This is a genomic window from Paenibacillus nicotianae (assembly GCF_042681745.1).
Lineage (GTDB): Bacteria > Bacillota > Bacilli > Paenibacillales > Paenibacillaceae > Saccharibacillus > Saccharibacillus nicotianae.
This window is the reverse complement of sequence record NZ_JBHUGF010000010.1, coordinates 2,785,097-2,806,135: the sequence shown is the minus strand read 5'-3', so window position 1 is coordinate 2,806,135 and position 21,039 is coordinate 2,785,097. Positions and strand designations below refer to the sequence as shown.

Here is a 21,039-nt window from a genome sequence, read left to right as displayed (position 1 = left end):
CGCTACGTCATCACGTCATTATAAAATAAGAACAGGCTCTTTGAAAAGAAGCCTGTTCTTATTCAGTACAAATCCATATCTACAGAATAATTCAATTACACTTTTTTACTTAAATTCAACTTTTCACGACGTTGTTGTTTACGTTCTAATTTACGGGCTGCTTTTTTATCTTTTCTTCTAGCAACAACCATGTATAAGGAAGGTACTACAAACAATGTCAAAATCGTCGAGAATACAAGACCGAAAATAATCGTAACTCCAAGTGGTCGGAACAATAGTTCACCGACAGTAGCGATCGGAATCATACCAACAATCGCTGTCAACGAAGTAAGAAGAATAGGGCGGAAACGAGCAGATGCCGCGGATATAATAGCATCGGTTAATTCCATACCTTCATGCCTTGCATCTTCTATAAATTCGATCAATACGATACCGTTCCTTACAACAATTCCGGCGAGTGCTATAATCCCCATGACTGACATAAATCCGATCGGTGTACGAGTGATAAATAATCCTAATATACCGCCCGCAGCCGCTAGATAGACTGTAGTCATAATAATCATCGGAATCGAAAGCGAGTAGAACTGAATCATAATTAAAATAATAATCAGGAAGATAACGACTACAAACAGTTGCCCCAGATCAGTAAAGGTATCTGTTTGACTGGACGTTGCTCCACCGACATCCCATGTGTATCCTTCAGGGAAATTAATTTGTTTGATTTTAGGTTCTAATTCCTGCATAACTTCTGTAGCTGTACGTCCATTTGCATCTGCCTCAATCGTATTCACTCGTGTTAAGTTGTAACGATCGATTTGTTGAATCGCAAATGATGGTTTCATTTCAACTACTTGTGATAATGGAATCTGAGTTCCAGCAGAGTTAGTAATACTGACTTGTTGGAATAGTGCTGTTGGACTAGCGTTTGTAGAATCTTTCATATAAAGCTTGATATCGATCAAATCTTCACCGTTATCAAAGTCACCTACACTAATACCGCTACCCATCATCAATAGGGTACGTGTTAAGTTTTCATAACTTACTTTGTATTGATCCATCGCTTGTTTGTTAACGACAAAGTTCAAAGCATAGTTTTCTACACCAATACTATCAGTGATACCGTATGTTCCTGGTGTATCAGCAATCGCAAGTTTCACTTTATCTGTTAGGCTACGAATTTCTTCTAGATCATCACCTAGAATACGGATCGATACTGCTTTACCTACAGAGACACCCAAATCTGTAGCTTTTACAGAGATACTGATACCTGGATAATCTTTTTTCAGTTGATCAGACCACTGTTCTGACGCTGTAGCTACATCGAGCTTATGTTCTTCACCGGTGACTAGAATCTGTCCGGTTGTGACACCACCGCCACCTAGACTAAGGTTGGTAAACAACTGAGGTGCACCGCCACCAGAAGCATAAGCTATATTTTCAACGCCTGGCTGTTTTTTGACCCATTTAGCAACACCTTGTACGACTTCATCTGTTTTCTGTAAAGAAGTACCTGTAGGCAACGATACATTGATCGTTAACTGAGGATCAGATGAACTTGGGAATAGCTCGATTGGTGTAAAAGCAGCTAAACCGTAAGCAAGTGTACTCACAATAAGTCCTGTTAAAGCAACAATCAATGGACGTTTTAATACTTTAGGCATTAATTTTTTAGCATAGCCATTGGTTAACGACTGAATTTGTTTACCTAATAGTCCAGCAGGTTTTTCTGTGCCATGTGTTTTACCTTGTTCATTACGACGCTCTTCATACCATTCACGGAAAATAGGAATGATCGTTAATGCCATAATCATCGAAGCTAACATACATAACGAGATAATGGTTGGAATCGGACGAATAAATGATCCCATATCGCCTTCAAGCAACATTAATGGAGCAAAAGCTGCGATTGTTGCTAATGTAGCAGTAATAATAGAGATCGATACTTCTTTGGTACCGTTTATAGCTGCATCGGTTGGGCTTTCTTTGAGTACGGTTAATCGTCGTTCAATGTTATCATTTACAACAACCGCATCATCGACCAGTATCCCGAGTACGATAATTAATCCTACAATCGTAATCTGATTCAGCGATATTCCCAGAGTAGGCAAAAGAATCAGACCGAGTGCGATTGAGACTGGAATAGCCAAAGCTACAAAAGAAGCTGTTAACCAGTTCAATCCCAACATACAGATAATAATAACCGCCAAAATCGCAATTAACATTTCACGAATCAAATCATTAAAAATACGGTCTACTTCATTTTTTTGAGCAAATAGGGAAGTAATCTTGATGTTAGCAGGCAATGTTTTTTCAAGTGAAGACATTTTTTCTGCTACACGCTCATGCATTGTAGGGACATCAGAACCTGTTTCACTACTAATATCGAGTGAAATTGCAGGGACACCGTTGTAATATCCTAAGTACGTTTCTTTATCCGTTACTAATTGCACATTAGCAATGTCTTTAACATAGACTGGAATACCGGCTTCTGTTTGAAACACAACAATATTTTTGAGGGAATCTACATCATGAGATTCATCGACAGTTAATTGATAAGTACGTGATTGGTATGCAATATCACCTGTAGGTACGCGGTTATTTTCAGACTGGATCGCTTGCATAACCGATTCCCACGAAATATTGTACTGTTTTAACTTCGCCATATCAGCGTCTACTCGTACTTGCTGATCCGGTATACCTTTAATCGCTACATCGGTAATACCCGGTACAGAGCGAAGTTGGTCACGCCATGTATTCATCAAATCACTTAAAGCATAAATATCTTCTTTGGTTTTGCCATATACAGCAAATGATTGAACAAATGTCTGTGTTAAATTGTCATTAACGACAGGAGTGTTAGCATCAGAAGGAAGTTCGCCTTCAGCATCTTGCACTTTACGGCGTAACTCACTCCATGTGTCTTTAGCATTTGCTGAAGGAAGAGCTTGAATTACGATACTGGATACACCATTACTGGAAGTAGAAGAGATCGTATCCAGATTGGTAACTTCTTTGATCTTCTGCTCTAACACTTTGGTGACCGTTTGTTCCATTAATTCTGGAGTTGCACCAGGATAAGTAGTTGTGACTGTTGCTGTTTTTACAACGATATCTGGCATTAATTGTTTAGGCAACTGCAATGCACTTACGATACCGAAAAGGATAAGCATGATAAAGAAGACAAGCGTAATTTTACGCTTTTTGACGATATATTTGATCATTTAGTGGTCGCCTCACTTACTGTAAGGGCATCTCCATTAAATAAACGGTCAGCTCCTTGAGTCACCACCTGATCGCCTACTTTTAAGCCTTTAGTAATCTGATAACGATTGTCGTATAGATTACCGATTTCAACAGGGGTTTGGACAGCTTTACCATTTACATTTTTGAATACATACGGTTCAGAGCCTGTACTTACAACCGCTTCTACAGGAATAGCGATTCCTTTTAATGAAGCAGCTTGACGAGAAGCTTTGACAACCTGACCTGGTTTCCAATCTAATTTAGGGTTATCAATCGTTACTTCTGCATTAATAGAACCTGTATTTTCATTGGTCGCAGGGTAAAGCTTGGTTACTCTGCCTGTACGTGTTTCATCATAAAGGTTCAAGCTAACTTGTTGTCCAACTTTCCACTTACTGATTTCACTATCCGCGATAGGAAGCAACACTTTAAGTTTGTTAATTTCACCCAGTGTAAACATCGCTGTACCTGCACTAACTGTTTGTCCATTAGAAATCGTTTTTTCTAACACGACACCAGATACAGGAGCAGCAAGTCCTACTCTAGATAAATTCAATTGAGCCGTTTCTTTTGCAATGACAGCTTGCTCGTAACTTGCTTGTGCCTGGCTAATACCCGCATTCGCTTGTTCGATCCCTGCATTGGCTTGCTCAATTCCAGAATTGGCTTGTTCTACACTAGCAACAGCACTTTGACGACCGACTTCGGCTTCTTTAACAGTAGAAGCTGCTGCTGCCCGATCGGATGCACTTGCTCCTTCTAATAGAAGAGAAAGTTGTTCTTTCGCATCATTCAGACTATCTTGCGCTGTAGCAAGAGTCGTTTGCGCTTGTTCATTTTCTTGTTGAGTCAACAGACCGTTTTGAAATAGTGTTTTGGCACGATCTGCTGCTGTTTTGGCTTGATTATAAGCTGTTTGTGCTTTGTTGACTGCATTTTGTGATTGTGCTTTTTCTTGTGTACGAGCTCCAGCAGCTACGCCTTGCTCACGAACTTTGGCACTTTGAATCTGTGCATCCGCGGATGCAATACCTGCTTGAGCTGCTTGTTTGGCGGCTTGCGCATTGCTAAGAGAAGCTTGGGCGCTGGTAAGAGAAGCTTGGGCGTTGCTGAGGGATGCTTGAGCAGCGGCAACACTTTGGTTGGCATTGTCGAGATCAAGTTGTAAATCTGCGCTATCTAGTTGGGCTAAACTTTTCCCTTTTGTAACCTGATCTCCAATATCGGCATTCACTGAAGTGACGGTTCCACCGATTTTAAAAGAAACAGGAGTTTCATCATATGCTTGTAGGGTGCCGGATAAGTCATAGACCGCATCTAATGTTACTTCTTTGACGGCTGTGACTTCGACACTACTACTTGCCGGCTCCACTGCAGCTTTCTCTGTCGAACATGCTGTCAAACTAACAGCTAACAGAATCGCTGTAAAGGCCGTTGGCCAGCTTTTTTTCATAGTTACAGTATCCTCCTCTGAACTCACCAGTTTAATTTATACTCTATAGTTCATGGCTGAATTATAGATTGTTTTTACGGTGCTTGTCAATTGTATCAAACTAAATTTGAAGAGACCTCAACCTCTGGATGTAGATTTGAATGAGATAAATTAAATCTAAAAGTGGATGCTTCATTTATGCAGAATAAGATTGTGAATATTGTGTGACAAATGGTAAGATTGTAGTATCGCAAGATATACAATATATGGAAGAGAAGGTGATTGATTGTGAGACCGACAGATCATTATGATCCAGATCAGAGGAACAATAATACGCCAAATCACAAACTTCATTATATAAATACAAAGCCTGCTATGATGCGCGAAAAAATACATCTTTTACTTGCTGCGTCTATTTTAGTTGCATTGGTCGTTATTTTATTAGAGTGGTCTTAATCAAAAGGATGACGCATCTTATTATTTTATTTTAAAATAATGTTCAAACAAGGATTACGTATATGTCATTTAAGGTATATAATATAAAGGTAGGAGTATTCCAACATACTAATAAGTAGAGAAATGATTTTTTAAATCAAACTTATTTTTAATTATAAATGATTTATTGAATTGTAGTTGATTTATTTTGTTAGTAATGCTAAATTAATTTTATTAGCTATACTAAATGTTTTTGGCAGAAACATTCATTTGTGAGTAGAATTATTTTTTTGAATATATGAAAAGAGGTAATATGGATATGAAAAAAGGAATGGTCGGCGCTTCTCTTCTGGCTATGGTACTTGTAGCATCGCAACCTTTAACAATGGCTCATGCTGCAGATGCAATACCAACGCCAGTAGTGACAGACACAACAGCTACACCCGCATCACAATTAACGATCTCTGGAGCAGGCGAATTGAAAAAGCTTGATACTTTGGATCTAAATACAGTTATTAATCTTGCACTAAATGATTCTTATAACCTTGCACTTCTTCAATTGAAATACAAAGTATTGGATCAACAAAATGCCAGTCTAGGTGTAAATCTAGTTGACTTGAACAATAGCTTTAATATTCAAGCAGGGAATGGTTCTCCTGTATTGCATGTTCCATCTGATAACGGTAGTGGTACAGATTCAGGTGTAAACGGCGATGATGCACAAAGTGGTTCTGTAACTACAGTTAGTCCTTCACTAAAAGCTGCGAATACAGTGAGCGCTCAAGCAGAAGATGCTACGCCGGCTGCAACAACAGACAATAGTGGTTCTGGATCTGCTAGTGCAACTGACGCTGCTGATCCTACACCTACTCCTACGCCTGAACCATCAGAGCCAGATCCAAGTGATGCTTACGAGCAACAACTAAAAGAACTTCAAGATGCTGTCGGTAAAATTTCGGATGGACTCAATAAAAGTGCAGCCGCTCAAAACACACAACTTGAAACGTCTCGTAAAACGTTAGAAAAAAATATCAATAGCTTGGATACACAAAAAGAAAATACAGAACTTCAAATTAATGAAGCTAAAGAAGGTATCAAACTTGGTATGACAGGTCAATATGTACAACTATTGGCAAGTCAAAAACAAGTTCAATTGTCTAAAGACTATATCGATGTATTGACTCGTGATGTACAACGTGCTCAAACATTGCAATCTCTAGGATCGGGTACACAAGAAGATATCGATAAAGCAAATCGTGCTTTGTTGGCAGAAAAAGATAACTTGACGAATCTTGAAGATGCTTACCAAAAAGCATTGATTACTATTTCATTTGATCTAGGTATTGAATACAATCCAAATATTCAATTAACAGATGTTGATGTAACTGTAGAACCTGTTGCTAAGAAAAATGTAGATACGATTCTTTCTTCTTCATACCAAGTAAAAACACTTGCTAATGGCATTGTTCAAGCTCAATGGGAAGAAGATAACCAAGATAAAAATGCAGCCAACAGCTTTGATGAGCAAGCAACCAAAGCAAATACTGAAATTGCTAGACAACAATTGACTCAAGGTAAAATTGATTTGGCTAAATCGATCGAATCAAGTTACACTGATGCAGATACAGCATATAAAAGTGTTGTAACAGCGCAACGTACCGTAAGTGATGTGACTCTGGATAATACCAATATGCAGATTCGTTACAACGCTGGCGTAGTAACAAAATACGATTTTGATAAATTCCAATATCAAGTACATGTAGATCAAGTGAAACAAGACTTGGCTAAACTACAATTTTATGTACAACAAGCTAAAGTACAAGCGATGGAAAACGGATATATTGCAGCTTCTTCTAGTGCTGCTGCTTCTGGTGCTTCATCTGCTTCTAGTGCAGGTTAAGCATTACCTATTCAACACAAAAAGCCTATCCTTTATAGCAAAGGATAGGCTTTTTTCTTTATTTACGGATCAGATGATAATAAGTTCAATACATAGAATACAATATTATGCTTCAGAAGCGCCTTCTGTCCATTCGTTTAACTTACGATCAGAAGGAAGTAAAAACGTAATCACTCCAAGTAAAGGTAAAAAGCTACACAACTGCATTACAGGAGAGATACCTATTTTATCAATCCAGTTGCCTACTACTAATGCTCCAAGTCCTCCTAATCCAAAAGCCAAACCTGTGATCAATCCAGATACAGTTCCGATTTTGCCGGGGATCAACATTTGAGCATATACGACTGTAACCGAAAAGCTAGAAATAAGTACAAATCCGATAATCGTTAATAATACGCCGCTCCAAAATAAATTAGCATACGGCAAAATCAAAGCTAGTGGCGCCGAACCTGCCATAGATGCAAAAATAAGATTTCGTTTACCAAAGCGATCTGCTAATGTACCACCGAAAAAAGTACCTAAAGCGCCAGCAGCTAAAAATAGAAAAATATAAATCTGTGCATCGCCTACACTAAGTCCAAAACCTTCGATCATATTAAAACTATAATAACTTGCAATCGAAGAGGAATACCAGGAGCGCACAAAAACAAGTGAAATCAGAATAATCATCGCAAAAGCAATTCGGTTTTTCAGTTCAGGACGAATTTTTCCAGCATTGCGATGCTTTTTAGCAAAACTTTCACTACGAATCGTTCGTCCATACCAGCGTGCGATAAAGATTTGAACAATAATACCAGCAGCCGCAACTCCGGTGAATCCAATTGCACCGAATTGACCATACGGTACAAAAATCAGTGAAGTGAGTAGAGGTGCCAGTGATTGCCCTGCATTACCGCCGACTTGGAAGATTGACTGAGCCAATCCTCTGCGATTTCCTGCTGCCATATGAGACACTTTAGAACCTTCAGGGTGAAAAGTAGCTGAACCCAATCCAACAAATACAACTGCTAATAATACCGCTGAATAAGAACTTGCATAAGCAAGTAATAACATGCCTGTAAATGTAAATCCCATTCCGATAGGAAGAAGAGAAGGGGTAGGCCGTTTATCTGAAAAAAGCCCGACAACAGGTTGCATAATAGAAGCCGTAAAGTTAATCGCAAACGCAATCCAACCGATTTGTGTATAACTAAGATTCATCGTTTCTTTCAAAATAGGGAAAATCGCTGGAATGACCGATTGCATCGAATCGTTAAACAAATGAACAAGGGAGATTGCAAGTAAAACTCCGAATATTGTCTGATTCGCTGTAGAACCGGGAGAAGCATTGTTTATCTTTTTGGTGAGTGATGGTAAAGACATGTTCATAATACTCCTTTTTTCAGTATGATATACACGCTGTAACACAAAAAAACCTTTTAGTTCATCACTAAAAAGGCACTGAGTCCAAAAAAGAATCACATGGCGATCATCTTTTCCGTCTCGGTCCCAAGCAGGATCAGAGCAGAAAACAATGTAAAGTCAGCTTAAATGGATATTCACCCATTTACTGGCTTAGTCCTAACACCTCCAACATACATATGTATTGTATAGCTATTTGTAAAGCTAAAAGTACAATTCGGATCTACCAATATTGTCTTTTTATCAGTATATCAGAAATGACATACAGGTTCATTCTAGAAAAAAATAAAACGTATCTACATCTACACTAAAGTAGACATAAATACGCAGAATATGAATCTGATGCATTTAAATATTTAACAGTCTAGCAATAGTCTGTGGTTTGAATAATTTGGCAAGCTCTTCTTGAGCTGTTAGATAGACCATTCCATTTCCTTCTAAGCGAGGAGAATCACCGAGAGGAATCGTACGTTTGATCAATTGAGCATACAGTTCAGGCTCTGTTAATTCTCGTTCAAAGCTTTGATTCGCGATGACTTTGATTAATGCCATTGCCCCAGACACATGAGGAGTAGCCATCGATGTTCCGCTAAGTGTTGCATATTTACCATCCAAATACGTAGATAATATACTTTCACCAGGAGCTACTAGATCAACTTCATTGTTAGAATTTGAAAATTCAGAAGATTGGCGATTGAGATTGATTGCACCTACACTAATAACTTCATTATAGTAACCAGGATATCCATATTCGTCGGTATTAGAATCATTATCGCCTTCATTGCCGGCGGCGCAGATGACTAGAATATTATTATTCACTGCTTTTTGAATCGCTTCATGCAATTCAGGGACATCATCAGGCCCACCAAGAGACATCGAAATGATATCTACTTTTTGCTCGATGGCATACTCGATTCCTTTAATAATCCAGTCAATTTGACCGGAACCATCTTTATTTAAAACTTTACCAATAAGCAAATTCACTTCGGGAGCTACGCCGACTACACCTGTATTGTTTTGGATTGCTGCAATCGTACCTGCTACATGAGTACCATGACCATTATAATCTTCATAGCGTTCAGGGTTGCTTTGATCATCATCTGTAAAGTTACGTCCTCTGCTAATACGACCTTGCAGATCAGGGTGATCGGTATCACAGCCGGTATCAAGAATAGCTATAGTGATGCCTGCACCTTTAGTGGTGTCCCAGACCTGTGGCGCTTGAATCATTTCTACACCTGTTGGTGTTTCGGTGACTTGTTCTGCATGAGCAATCACTTCGTAAGGAATAATACGCATTTTACGTTCCATGTTTTGTCCTCCTTTAAATCATATCTGATCAAATCAACAACACAGCTTGCTTACATGAACGAACGATAAAGTAGGATGGAAGTATCGACAAAAAGTGTATATGCGAATATAAATACAGTGTAACAATAATAAAGAGGTCAACACAGTTGCTATAGCCTTAGATATTGGATTTCTTTTGCGATTATATATACAAAAATTGTTAAAAATTGACGAAACACAATACAAAAAAAGAACCTACCTATTCTTAGAAACAAGAAAGGTAGGTCAAGTATAGGGAGGGCATTGCCTCAAAAATATTCATCAAACACTAAATAGTGTGTTGACTTAATAAGCACCTTCAGCAGTCATAATATCGCGCTCTAGATTAGGAGCTTCCAGATTCGCGTGTAAATACTCCTGATCATGTGGAAGAGCCAATTGGAAATCTTCACTACTGCATATCGAAATAGTACAGTGATCGACAACAAAGTCGAGTACATGACCGCCACCATTACGTTCATCATTAATAAAGTGTAAGTGATAACCTGCGACACCAATGCCTTGAGCAAATGCCGGTGTCCAGAAGCCAGCGATCACTCCGCCTGTATTAGGAAAATGGAAAGATGGCTGTGACTTGGTCACTTCGATAAATGGTTTGTACGGTTTTTCTTGATGAGGAACTGTACGTGTATTCACTTCACGAAATTGACCGTCGATACGGATCGCATGAAAAATATTAGGGCTATCCAGTAGATCGTCCAGTACTTTTTCCAATTGCTGACGAGTCAATGTACGATTGATCTGGAATGTTTTTTCCTCTTCAAAAAAAGTCACTGTAGAAAATGGTGTACTTTCTTGCATACCGACTTGTTGAGCACTACCATCTGGATACAAGTGATAAAATTTACCATCAAAAGCGATCATTTCACCATCCAATTGATGAAAGGTACCAATACCGAAATCGCCATGTTGTTTGAGTTCGTCAAATGTGACTGAACCATCGTACATACCGCTGAGTAAAGCGATCATTGTTGAAGCTTGATATATTACGTGATTTCCCATTTCTGTCTGACTCCTTTTTCAAATAAAATCCAATGTATCGATCAATAATTATAGTCGGATAAGTGAAACGAATAAATCTATATTAGTTGATAGCATCCGGTAATAGTTTTTCACCGAGTTTGATATTATCTTGATAATCGATAGGTACATCAACCACAACAGGACCTTGATGCGCCATTGCTTGACGAAGTACAGTTTCTAACTCTTCAGGACGATCTACTCGTAGTCCCAATGCGCCAAAACTTTCTGCATATTTCACAATATCGACTTTACCGAAATCGACACCGGAAGTACGACCATATTTCATCACTTGTTGGAAAGCAACCATATCGTAAGCACCGTCACGCCATACAATATGCACCAGTGGTGTATTTAAGCGGACAGCCGTTTCTAGTTCCATCGAAGAAAATAAGAATCCACCATCACCAGAAATCGAAATTACTTTCTCATTAGGACGTACCAATGAAGCACCGATTGCCCACGGCATCGCCACGCCTAACGTCTGCATACCGTTACTAAACAACAGACGACGAGGTTCATAAGAACGGAAGTAACGTGCCATCCAGATGTAATGGGAGCCAACGTCGCAAGCGACAGTGACTTCGTCGCCGATCATACCGCGTAATGTTTTCATAAATTCTATCGGATGTACAAGATCTGGGTGAGAGGAATGGAATCCTTGACCATCTTGTTCTAATTTATGATGTAAGCGTGCAAGTATATCAAGAGACGGTGTAGAAAGGCGTAATCCTTCTAACTGTGTAGATAAAGCTTGTATATTAAGCGCGATATTACCGATTAATTCGCTTTGTGGTTGATAATAATGATCAATATCTGCTTTGCGATTATCCAAATGGAATACCAATCGTTGACCTTCTTGATTCCATAAATGAGGATCATATTCAATCGGGTCATAACCTACAGTAAGCACTAGATCAGATTGTTTGAGTAGTAGATCACCCGGTTGGTTACAGAACAAGCCGACTCGACCAAGAAAATGTTTTTCCAGATCACGAGAAATTGCACCTGCCGCTTGGAACGTTTCAACAACCGGAATATCAGTATCACGAATCAATTCACGAATGGCTTGTGTCACTTCAGGGCTACTTGCTTTCATACCTAACAAAATAACAGGCAGTTTGGCTTGGCGGATCGCTGTAGCAACTTCATCAATCAGATGAGTAGGCGCTGTGCCAAGCTGTGGTCTATGCATGGTATGGAAATTGAATTTTTTAGCTTCACTTACCAGTACATCCATCGGCAGACTAACAAAAGCAGCCCCCGGTTGAGAAGCAGAAGCTTCACGAAACGCATTGGTAATAGCTTCGCCTACATTGTTAGGATGTTCGACTTCAACGCTATATTTGGTTACCGGTTCAAACAATCCTGCATTGTCCATCGATTGGTGAGTACGTTTGAGACGATCTGTTCTGGAGACTGCACCTGCAAGAGCAACTACTGGATCACTTTCGGCATTAGCTGTTGCAAGCCCTGTGACTAAATTAGATGCGCCTGGACCTGAAGTCACCAGACATACGCCAGGTTTCCCTGTTAAACGACCGATTGCTGCTGCCATAAAAGCAGCATTTTGTTCATGACGACATACGATTAATTCAGGGCCTCGATCTTGCAAAACATCAAATACAGCATCAATTTTGGCTCCTGGGATACCGAAGATATATTCAACTCCTTGAGCAATCAGGCTATCAACAACAACATCAGCCCCTGTTGTTACCTTTGTTTTCGCTACATCGGTTGGATTTGTTGTTTTTATTTTGGTTTCTGTACTCAATCTGTCCATCTCCTTTTTCTGTTTATGAAAATAATCATTTTCTTTTCTGTACTTTCTTGTAAGTATGGAAAAGAGTACATAACCTATTTTATTCCCAAATAAAGTAAAATCAACTGTTAAAATTTTAAATATTTAATGGAAGCGATACCAGTAAATTGGATAAAAAGTATTTAAAAATCAAAGAATATAATTATAACGAAATTTAAAATAACGCTTTCGTAACAATGTTTTGAAATAATGAAAATGTATAAATACCAGATTGTTGATATAAAAGTAAATGGAAATTAATGATTGAATCAAAAGTGAATAATTTCCAGATTAGAAATGCGAAGAAGATCATATGTAGGTCTATGACTGTAAGGATAGGGGTTCATTTGTAATTATAAGAATGATTTTTATATTAAAATTTTTGTATATGAAGAGATAGTGGTAAAGGTGTAAAACCAGATTGTTCATCTAGGTATTCCGACTAGATAGATGGGCTTTTATATGATTATGGAAGTAAGGCAGAGGATTAAAAGAGTAGAATTTAAAAATAATTTGGATTGAAAATATTTTTAGTATATTTTGTGAACATACAAAAAAGCTTCATCTCATTCACCAAGATGTGAAATAAAATAAAGCTTTTGGTGTACTACATATTGAATATTATTTTGAAATAGTTAAGTAGTAAGATAGATATTTTATTTCAAATCTATAGTTATTATTCTGGGTTATAATCTGCATCTTTTTCAGTAGAGCGATAATGATACGGATTAGCAACTTCGCTCATATTATCAAAAAGAGTTTGGAAATCTGCAATTCTCATATCTATGCGAATATAAGCTTTCATTTCTTCATTGCTTATTTGCTCATGCGTAGACAAATTAGATGCTTCTTTAAGAAGATATATCGCTTCCCATACATCTGCTGGTACAGAAAATCCGATACCGTCTGCAATGATATCAATAATATCTTCTAAATTATCTATACTTGGAAAATCAGACTCAGAGTCTAAAGCATCATCGTAATCTTGATTGAATTGCGTAATTTCATCTTTTATATTTTGAAATACATTTTTATTTTGCCAATCTTTATTTTTTAAAATATCGTTTAACATATTTTCGATTTTTATGGCTGATTGTGCAAGAGTACCACTTTTAGTTCTGTCAACAGATGCTTTTATAAATTTAGTGGCCATATTTTTGCGATCTGCATAATGTGCTCTATATACTTGTACCATATTTCCTGTATCTCCCATATGCAATTTATCTTGAGTAAATGGAAATTGATCATCATCTCTTATATGGTCAATACCTGGTATGTTTTTCATATAAGTGTTAGCATTTATTTCGGTTATCCCCATATCTTCAAAGTAAATTGAACTAAATTTTTCGAGTAAATCACCTTGAACAGAACGACCAGGTAACTTTTTGTTTTTTTCTTTAACTTTTGCTTGATACTTTGTATACAGATCATCGTATATTTCTTGTTGATTCGGATCAAATTCATCTGCTTCAAAGTCTGAATCTTCATTATCTTCATCAGTGTTGGTGTGATCTTCTTCAATATTCATTTTTGTTGACTCTTGCTCAATAGCATGAAGCTGGTTAAACCAAGTATCAGGATTAATAGGATTATTTTTATTTTTTTCATATTCTAAACGGCTAACAGTTGTCCTTAGCTGATTCAGGTCATTGTCGTCTAGTTTCCAGATATTTTCGTTCATATTGTGTTTAATCAAATTAAATTCTTCTTCAGTAATATTGTCCCAATTGACAGGAACTTCTTCACCTGTCTTAGTATCTATTATGCGCTGAATCGTTTCTTTAGAAGTAGATAATTGATTTTTTAAAGTTAATTCTTTTAGATGCTGATTTCCTAAAATTTTTTGCAATTGTAGTATAGATACATGTGGACTTGAACTAGATTTAGAATATGAAGTTTTGGAAATTGATGCAGAGGTTATTGGTGTTTTCTTTGTATCATCATAACTAAAATGAGTTGAACTTACAGCTCTCGAAAAAAGATCACTCTTTCTTTTCAATTCGATCACTACCCTTCATTTTGAAATCATTGAAGCTAGTATACAAATTCAAACAGTTATTAGTAATTATAATTTACTTTAATATAACAAATTCCCCAAAATGAAGTGAGTAATTTTTTCGGTTGCTGTGCTTAATGTAAAATTTGATTCAAATTATAAAAAAGCTAATGCTGGTTAGCATTAGCTTAAATATAACTTTTAAGTTTTAACGATTATCAATCGTTTCTGGATACATATCATGATTCATCATACGATGTTCAGCCATTTGTTCATATTTCGTTCCTGGCTTACCGTAGTTCGTATACGGATCGATCGAGATGCCACCACGTGGTGTGAATTTACCCCAGACTTCGATATAACGAGGGTCCATTAATTTAACAAGATCGTTCAAAATAATATTCATACAATCCTCATGGAAATCACCATGATTACGGAAACTGAATAGATAGAGCTTGAGTGATTTACTTTCTACCATTTTCTGATCAGGGATATAACTGATATAGATTGTGGCAAAGTCGGGCTGTCCTGTAATCGGGCACAGGCTTGTAAATTCAGGGCAGTTGAATTTGACGAAATAATCACGATAAGGATGTTTATTATCAAAATTTTCAAGAATACTTGGATCGTATTCAAAATTGTATTTGGTACCTTGATTGCCAAGCAATGTTAAATCTTGCATTTCATCGGGTTGTCTTCCAGACATAAGAACAAATCTCCTCTAAATATATAGTTACTTTCAGCGTACTTCTTCTAGTATTTTATATAAAAAAATGTAGTGTACCATCATCTATTAGACGCCGCGCTTATTGCCCCATACAAGTGTATGCAGTTGCGGTAAAATACGAGCATCATTAAAAGCAGGCATCTCCATTGCTTGATCGATCAGCCACTCATAACGCTTCAATAAAGGAGCAGCGATCTGATCATCTGCACTAGTCACATCAGGATTACCTGTCTGTAAATAAAGCAGTACATTCGGATAACGTACATGTACTTTCTCAGCGTAAGCCAGATCATGTTCATCGAAAATCACAACTTTAAGGCTAAACGAATGAGCAAATTGCGATGTTCCCGCATAAGCAAGAGGTGCTTCTTGTGCTTGAGCTGTATAGCGACTGATCTGATTGTGCTCCAGACGACGAATGATATCATCTAACATGTCAAAATTAGTTGTCATTCCAGAACTTGGTGGCTTCGGTGAAATCGTAACTTCATTAATATCGGTCAACCAATCTTGCCATTTGGAACCTTGAGTCTCCACTGCGGTACGGATACCTTTTTCAGCAAGCAATTTCACCAGTTCACCCAGTTGAGGAAGTAATGCCGGATTACCACCTGAAATCGTGACATGGTTAAAGCGATTCCCACCAATGTCGAACAATTGAGCATACACTTCTTCAGCACTTAGACGCATAATCTGATCTTTGGCACTACCATCCCATGTAAAAGCAGAATCGCACCAGCTACAACGATAATCACAACCCGCTGTGCGTACAAACATCGTTTTTTGTCCAATGACCATACCTTCACCTTGAACAGTAGGTCCAAAAATCTCAAGAACTGGAATCGGAGCAATTTTCGGTGTATGTGGATGTTCGGAATGATGGTGATCTTCAGTATCTGAACTGGCTAACTGATTGGCTTTGGCGATTTGTTCCGCATTTACTTTAAATGTTGTACTCATGCTTGCATCCACTCCCGTCTTGCTTCTGCGTAACTGGTTGGTGTCTCATACAATTGTACAAATTCTACACGTCCGCCTTCGACTTGTGCTGCATAAGGCTCACTTTGTAATGCTAATTCCATTTGCTCGTATAACCACACGACCATATTTTCAGCCGTTGTATTCATTGGAGGTAATGTTTCATTGAGATACCGGTGATCGAGGAAAGGTTCAATATGAGCTTTCCAGATGTCTTTGATATCGCCAAAATCAACAACGATCCCGTTATCACTAGGGATACCGCTAATACCAAAAATTACTCGATACGTATGACCATGTAGATTCATACATTTACCTTCATACGCATGTAAATGATGCGCCGCATCAAAAGTAAATTCTTTATTGATAAGCACCCGTCTACGATGGTAGCGGAGCTGTTCATGTTGAATATCTGTACCATACTGTTGCAACTTTTCGACGATACGGAAAGGTCCAGGTTGATTCATCGACGTGCACCTTCAGTAGCATTGTTTTGTTCGCGTTCTGCAAGATAACGATCCAGTCCAGCTTGACGTAATTTACAAGCAGGGCATTCTCCGCAACCGGAGCCAACAATACCGTTATAACAAGTTAACGTTTTTTCACGTACATAATCAAAAGCACCTAATTGATCTGCCATTTCCCATGTCTGAGCTTTATCCAGCCACATCAAAGGAGTATGAATAACAAACTGGTGATCCATGGACAGATTCAATGTTACATTAAGCGATTTGACAAAAATATCACGACAATCTGGATATCCACTAAAATCCGTTTCGCATACGCCAGTAATAATATGGCGTGCGCCTTTTTGCTTAGCCATAATCGAAGCAAAGCTCAAGAACAGCAAATTACGTCCATCCACAAATGTGCTTGGCAATTCGCCTTCTTCGTGCGTAATATCAATATCCGAACGAGTTAGTGCATTAGGAGCCAGTTGATTGAGTAGACTCATATCAAGAATCGTTTGCTCAACACCCAGTTCTTTGGCGATTTGAGTAGCCACTTCGATCTCTGCGCTATGACGCTGACCGTAGTTAAAAGTCACTACTTCTACTTCAGCAAATTGTTCTTTTGCCCAGAACAAACAGGTTGTACTATCTTGGCCACCACTGAAAACAACGACCGCTTTTTCATTTTTAAGCATAAAAAAATCTCTCCATTTCCTTAAAGGGATATCAAGACATTAGAATGAGGATCACTTGGTTAGAAAAGAAGAAGCATGTATTCCTTTACTAGCGATACACTATGTATCTATAGTAAGAAAAGATCTGCTATATTCTGATCGGTAAAGTGTTCAACACACTATATCTTGTCGTCCTTCGGGAAGAAGAGAGTTCCATGAACCTGTCCAACAAAAAACAAACCTAGTATCAATGCTAAAAAAGACACAAATGATCTTTTTTAATAGCTGCATTAATCAGGATTGATAGTTTTTTATAGAGGGAGTTCGCGAACCTCTCCCGCGTTGCCCTGTGCGGAACTACGTTGCTACCTATAATTAAGTAGAAAGTAGTCCTTTTCAGTACACTGCGGATTATCTTCTGTTCAGGATAAAACTTAAAAAAACTGCTTTGTTAGTATAGCATATTTGCAGGCAATGATGCATGATTAGAACTAAATAATTTATGAAGATTTTAAAGGAGAAACACATGGAAAAATACATATGTGCTGTATGTGGGTATGATCAATTGGATGAACCACAATGGGAGGGTAAGTTCCCTAGTTATCAAATATGCGACTGTTGTTTTTTTCAGTCAGGATTTGATAACGATGGAGCGAGTTACCCTGTTAGTGTTGAAGAATATCGTAAACGTTGGTTGGAGAATGGAAGCCCATGGAGAGGATCATATCAAAATCAGCCTGAGCATTGGGATGCAAGAATGCAATTAAAAAATATAAATGTTGATCCAGACAAAAAGGAAGAGCCTATTATTCATGGGATAGGACATATTACATTTTCTGTAGCTGATATTGAGCATGCAATGACTTTTTATATTAATGCATTTGCTGTTCAGACTGTGTTAGTTAAACCAAAGACTGTTTATTTTGAAATAGCTGGTATTTGGTTAGCATTGAATGTACAAGAAGATATACCAAGACAAGAGATTCATCAATCATATACTCATATTGCTTTTTCGGTAAAAGAGGAAGATTTAGAAACTTTACAAGCTAGGCTTCAAAGAGCAGGTGCAACAATAGAAGAAGGTCGTCAGCGCAATCCAGAAGGAGAAGGGCAATCTATCTACTTCCGCGATCCTGATGGACATTTATTAGAATTTCATACTGGGACGTTAGAACAACGATTGGATTATTATCGGAAATAATTTATATTCTAAAATAGAAAGCTTTTAATATTTAAAAGAAAATATAGTTATTCAGTAAGGAGTTTATAAATGAGTTCTGTCAAAGAACAACCTATTGGAAAGTGTTGTGTATGCTCACAAGGTTGGATTATCGTTGTTAAAGAAATCTCCAGTCAAAAATACTTTGTATACTGTGATGAATGTGAAATAGAATGGGATCATCCTGAAGATTTTATATCTAATCAAAAAGGTACTCGATTTAAATATGGATTCATTACAGAAGCAAGTAAGCAAGAAGTTTTCGATATAGGTTGGTCTAAATATATTGATCAAACCATGTTACAATAAAACAAACAACTGATTTTCATCAATAAAGGAGAATACACAATGAATATCACGATACGTAATGCTCAATTGGAGCAAGTGCCTGAACCGGATAAAGGGTATATTGGTAAAGTAGAATTAGTCGTCGAAGGGCATGCTGAACCTTATGAAGTGACGCTGTTCACCAAGCGTGGCAAAGAGTGGGATTATAGCTTGCACTTTCTAAATGAGCCGGGTAAAGAAGAAGAAATTCTTGCATTGGAAACACTGATTAGTGAAGATGATGATACGTTTGATCGTATTATTGATGCGGTTTGGGATTTTTATGAAGCCAATGAAGAACAGCCAGCTTCCGAGTAAATGATATAAAGAGTATTAAAAAATAGCTAATATCCGTCATCATTAGACAGGATATTAGCTATTTTTTGTTATTTTTACATACAATTGAGTTAGAACACTTGGCGTAAAGGGTTATTATAGGATAATATGCAAAAGAAGAGCTATCTATATTCATATATCTAACAAGAGAAAGTAGGAGTTCCAGGCGGCATGATTTTGATGCAGCAATAATTGTACACATCGTAGCTTAGTATAGACATCACAGATCGAAGGGAGATGTATGATGATTGGTTTTTTTCGTAACAAAACGGTTCCGTTAGCTGATCAGTGGACACGTCTGAAAGAAGCAGGTATTACTGTAAATGAAGGAATTAGTCTTGAACACTTAATGAGCGGTAAAGATAAAGCTTGGTTCGAGGAGAAGCCTTATGTTCATCTATTGATAGCATTGGGTGGTCAGACATTGATTGAAGAAGAATGGGTTAATCATACAAGTAATATCTGGTATGTGGATCTCAAAGCGGTAGAAGATACGGATATTTATACTCAACTGGCGGAACGTATGGTAGAAATGACCGACGGCGCACTTGAAATGAAACATATTCGCAGTTGTGTCGATCATGAGAAACGCAATGTACTGTTTTCTTTTATATATCAAGGAGAACGGATCGAGTGGAATTTAGAATATAAAAATGAATGGATCGATAAAAGCTTTTTTGATTATATGATTGCGCTAGATCGCAAACGTAATCCAGAACGGCAATTTGTTGCTAGCCCGCAAGATCATCATTTGTTGATTGCGTATATTGATCAGAAGCAGTTCAAACAGCTTAACAAATGGATCAAACCCGAGTTTGAATTATGGAATAATGGAGCTCGTTAATCGCAAAATGGATCGAATAGCTACCTAATATGACAAGGTGTGCTAATCGATCCATTTTTGTATACTAATAGTCTACTTTTTCGAGTTAACTTCTGCTCATCCTTTATACTGAATATAGATTAAATTCAAATGATTACTTGATAAATATGCCTCCAAAAGGAATCACTTCACGCAATACACGTTTAAATAATCCATCGCCTTGCAAATGTTTTTCTAATTCGCCGCTATCATGTCCACTTTGAATCAGTACTGATCCATTGCCGGTCATTTGCCATTGATAATGCATATGCTGACTAGCAAGGTGATTGCCATACACACTTAGCTTCAATTGAGCATTCTCTGGATAAGCAAGTAGACTACGAGCATCTACATATAAAGGTTCGGTAGGATGCAGCTTCATTTCAACTACAGCCCCTTTGGTCAAAATACCGATTTCGCCTTCACCGCTAAATTTTACTTTGATCGCATCACGAGTAATTAACATATTCTTGAATTGTAATAATCGGGTCTGCATTTTGATACCATCTGTATAATAAAAAAGATGGCGGAAATCATAAAGCAGATCACTGCCACCACGAATAGGAATAGACATCAGATTAAAGCCGGGAGGAAGAGAAGCGATAAATCGGCATGACCCTGTAAAGTCAGCTCGAATCAGATTCCGTTTGCGGTACATTCCTTTGACATCCATCAAGCGATCACTACGCCCTCCAGAAGGACCGGTATATGCAATCACTTGCCCGGGATGAAGCATATGCAGTTTTTCAGCTTCATCTAATACAATTGTTACAGCTTGTCCTGATGAAGGCATTTTGGTAGATTGTTGCCATTCCAAGTGCAAAAGGGTTCCTCCTGAAATTTGTAATTAAAATAGTAGATGATGGGTTGTTTTATCAATCGTATC

At 37.8% G+C, this 21,039-nt stretch carries 18 protein-coding genes and 1 riboswitch; of the genes, 6 read left to right on the top strand and 12 right to left on the bottom strand.

Translation table 11 applies throughout. The features are described 5' to 3' along the window. Positions 1 to 95: 95 nt before the first annotated feature. On the bottom strand, positions 96 to 3,221 hold the full coding sequence (locus ACFSGI_RS16600; protein ID WP_204825307.1) for an efflux RND transporter permease subunit: 3,126 nt from the start codon (positions 3,219 to 3,221) through the stop codon (positions 96 to 98). Further along, positions 3,218 to 4,696 (bottom strand): efflux RND transporter periplasmic adaptor subunit, encoded by a 1,479-nt coding sequence (locus tag ACFSGI_RS16595; protein ID WP_204825306.1) that lies wholly within the window; start codon positions 4,694 to 4,696, stop codon positions 3,218 to 3,220. The genes ACFSGI_RS16600 and ACFSGI_RS16595 overlap by 4 nt, the downstream gene beginning before the upstream one ends. A gap of 267 nt (positions 4,697 to 4,963) precedes the next feature. Here ACFSGI_RS16595 and ACFSGI_RS16590 point away from each other — a divergent pair, with 267 nt between their 5' ends. Further along, positions 4,964 to 5,131, top strand: a complete 168-nt coding sequence (locus ACFSGI_RS16590) for a hypothetical protein (protein ID WP_204825305.1) — start codon at positions 4,964 to 4,966, stop codon at positions 5,129 to 5,131. A 298-nt stretch (positions 5,132 to 5,429) separates the two neighbouring features. Next, the gene (locus ACFSGI_RS16585) at positions 5,430 to 7,010 is read left to right on the top strand and encodes a TolC family protein (RefSeq protein ID WP_204825304.1); all 1,581 of its coding nucleotides are present in this window, start codon (positions 5,430 to 5,432) and stop codon (positions 7,008 to 7,010) included. A 105-nt stretch (positions 7,011 to 7,115) separates the two neighbouring features. On the opposite strand, the gene ACFSGI_RS16580 is transcribed toward ACFSGI_RS16585, so the two are convergent. From ACFSGI_RS16580 to queC, 9 genes are all read right to left on the bottom strand, one after another. Further along, positions 7,116 to 8,372 (bottom strand): MFS transporter, encoded by a 1,257-nt coding sequence (locus tag ACFSGI_RS16580; protein WP_204825303.1) that lies wholly within the window; start codon positions 8,370 to 8,372, stop codon positions 7,116 to 7,118. A gap of 387 nt (positions 8,373 to 8,759) precedes the next feature. Beyond that, complete coding sequence (locus ACFSGI_RS16575) at positions 8,760 to 9,722, bottom strand: S8 family peptidase (protein WP_204825302.1); 963 nt, start codon at positions 9,720 to 9,722, stop codon at positions 8,760 to 8,762. A 324-nt stretch (positions 9,723 to 10,046) separates the two neighbouring features. Continuing rightward, positions 10,047 to 10,763, bottom strand: coding sequence for an acetolactate decarboxylase (gene budA, locus ACFSGI_RS16570; protein WP_204825301.1), 717 nt, complete (start codon positions 10,761 to 10,763; stop codon positions 10,047 to 10,049). A gap of 82 nt (positions 10,764 to 10,845) precedes the next feature. After that, positions 10,846 to 12,564, bottom strand: a complete 1,719-nt coding sequence (alsS, locus tag ACFSGI_RS16565; RefSeq protein ID WP_204825300.1) for an acetolactate synthase AlsS — start codon at positions 12,562 to 12,564, stop codon at positions 10,846 to 10,848. Positions 12,565 to 13,258: 694 nt separating this feature from the next. Continuing rightward, on the bottom strand, positions 13,259 to 14,581 hold the full coding sequence (locus ACFSGI_RS16560; RefSeq protein WP_204825299.1) for a hypothetical protein: 1,323 nt from the start codon (positions 14,579 to 14,581) through the stop codon (positions 13,259 to 13,261). A gap of 205 nt (positions 14,582 to 14,786) precedes the next feature. Beyond that, positions 14,787 to 15,284, bottom strand: coding sequence for a preQ(1) synthase (queF, locus tag ACFSGI_RS16555; RefSeq protein WP_069329139.1), 498 nt, complete (start codon positions 15,282 to 15,284; stop codon positions 14,787 to 14,789). 87 nt (positions 15,285 to 15,371) lie between these two features. Then, a complete protein-coding gene (queE, locus tag ACFSGI_RS16550; RefSeq protein WP_379283994.1) occupies positions 15,372 to 16,103 on the bottom strand; it encodes a 7-carboxy-7-deazaguanine synthase QueE in 732 nt (243 codons plus the stop codon). A gap of 158 nt (positions 16,104 to 16,261) precedes the next feature. Next, positions 16,262 to 16,750, bottom strand: coding sequence for a 6-carboxytetrahydropterin synthase QueD (gene queD / locus ACFSGI_RS16545; protein ID WP_204825297.1), 489 nt, complete (start codon positions 16,748 to 16,750; stop codon positions 16,262 to 16,264). Beyond that, positions 16,747 to 17,430, bottom strand: a complete 684-nt coding sequence (queC, locus tag ACFSGI_RS16540; RefSeq protein ID WP_204825296.1) for a 7-cyano-7-deazaguanine synthase QueC — start codon at positions 17,428 to 17,430, stop codon at positions 16,747 to 16,749. Before queC ends, queD begins: the two co-directional genes overlap by 4 nt. Positions 17,431 to 17,706: 276 nt before the next feature. Then, a riboswitch (PreQ1 riboswitch) is annotated at positions 17,707 to 17,750 on the bottom strand. A 464-nt stretch (positions 17,751 to 18,214) separates the two neighbouring features. On the opposite strand from queC, the gene fosB reads away from it, so the two are divergent. The 4 genes from fosB to ACFSGI_RS16520 all read left to right on the top strand — a co-directional run bounded on the left by fosB (position 18,215) and on the right by ACFSGI_RS16520 (position 20,135). Beyond that, positions 18,215 to 18,610 carry a metallothiol transferase FosB gene (gene fosB, locus ACFSGI_RS16535; RefSeq protein WP_379283992.1) on the top strand — a complete coding sequence of 132 codons (396 nt, stop codon included), beginning with the start codon at positions 18,215 to 18,217 and terminating at the stop codon, positions 18,608 to 18,610. A gap of 69 nt (positions 18,611 to 18,679) precedes the next feature. Further along, positions 18,680 to 18,937, top strand: a complete 258-nt coding sequence (locus tag ACFSGI_RS16530) for a hypothetical protein (RefSeq protein ID WP_204825295.1) — start codon at positions 18,680 to 18,682, stop codon at positions 18,935 to 18,937. A 39-nt stretch (positions 18,938 to 18,976) separates the two neighbouring features. Further along, positions 18,977 to 19,273, top strand: a complete 297-nt coding sequence (locus ACFSGI_RS16525; protein ID WP_204825294.1) for a hypothetical protein — start codon at positions 18,977 to 18,979, stop codon at positions 19,271 to 19,273. 262 nt (positions 19,274 to 19,535) lie between these two features. Next, positions 19,536 to 20,135 carry a hypothetical protein gene (locus tag ACFSGI_RS16520; RefSeq protein ID WP_204825293.1) on the top strand — a complete coding sequence of 200 codons (600 nt, stop codon included), beginning with the start codon at positions 19,536 to 19,538 and terminating at the stop codon, positions 20,133 to 20,135. A gap of 133 nt (positions 20,136 to 20,268) precedes the next feature. Here the strand turns inward: ACFSGI_RS16520 and ACFSGI_RS16515 are convergent, their stop codons facing one another. After that, positions 20,269 to 20,946, bottom strand: a complete 678-nt coding sequence (locus tag ACFSGI_RS16515) for an AIM24 family protein (protein WP_204825698.1) — start codon at positions 20,944 to 20,946, stop codon at positions 20,269 to 20,271. Positions 20,947 to 21,039 lie beyond the last annotated feature (93 nt).